We start from the raw sequence: 1,179 nt of genomic DNA, 5'->3' as shown, positions 1-1,179 counted from the left end.
TGAACTTAAAGTTAAGACAGATCCATTAGCATCTACAAACGTATCGGTGATAACAAGGTTATCTAAGGTAACATCTCCTGTATTAGTTACTGTAATGGTGTACGTCATCTCATCTCCTAAACTTGCGCCTGCTGGTGCAACATCATTAGTGATTGCGACTGTTTTTACGGCTTCTATACTTGGGTTCTCATCAATTGTTGTTTCTGTTGCATCATCATCCGTATTACCATCTGAGTCATCACCATCATCACTCGTATCATCTACCGTGATATCAGATGGACTATCTCCTTCTACAAACACACTGTTGCTAAAGCCACCAGCATCTACTGCAGATTGCTCTATAATATAAGTCGCTGTATAAGTTGCGGTCTCTCCTACTAACAATGTCCCTTCTGAACTGTTTTGATCTGAACTATCAAACGTTGGCCCTGAACTTAAAGTTAAGACAGCCCCATTAGCATCTACAAACGTATCCGTAATAACAAGGTTATCTAAGGTAACATCTCCTGTATTAGTTACTGTAATTGTATACGTCATCTCATCTCCTAAACTTGCGCCTGCTGGTGCAACATCATTAGTGATTGCGACTGTTTTTACGGCTTCTATACTTGGGTTCTCATCAATTGTTGTTTCTGTTGCATCATCATCCGTATTACCATCTGAGTCATCACCATCATCACTCGTATCATCTACCGTGATATCAGATGGACTATCTCCTTCTACAAACACACTGTTGCTAAAGCCACCAGCATCTACTGCGGATTGCTCTATAATATAAGTCGCTGTATAAGTTGCGGTCTCACCTACTAACAATGTCCCTTCTGAACTGTTTTGGTCTGAACTATCAAACGTTGGCCCTGAACTTAAAGTTAAGACAGCCCCATTAGCATCTACAAACGTATCGGTGATAACAAGGTTATCTAAGGTAACATCTCCTGTATTAGTTACTGTAATTGTATACGTCATCTCATCTCCTAAACTTGCTCCTGCTGGTGCAACATCATTAGTGATTGCGACTGTTTTTACGGCTTCTATACTTGGAGTTTGTACAATCTCTGTTTCTGTTGGATCATCGTCACTTGTCGCATCTGTTGGATCATCACTGTCATCACTCACTGGATCGCCATTTGGATCCGTTCCTTCTGCTGTCGCTTGGTTTGTTACCACACCTGCATCAAT

1 protein-coding gene is annotated in these 1,179 nt (G+C 41.0%); it reads right to left on the bottom strand.

Annotated features, from left to right (window positions below):
- Nucleotides 1–1,179, bottom strand: a 1,179-nt coding sequence (locus tag VDP25_RS17590; RefSeq protein WP_334471943.1) for a DUF7507 domain-containing protein, incomplete at both ends; no start/stop codon positions are given.

Origin of the sequence: Winogradskyella sp. ECml5-4, assembly GCF_036903175.1 — a bacterium.
GTDB classification, from domain to species: domain Bacteria; phylum Bacteroidota; class Bacteroidia; order Flavobacteriales; family Flavobacteriaceae; genus Winogradskyella; species Winogradskyella damuponensis.
This window is presented reverse-complemented; position numbering and strand designations above follow the sequence as displayed.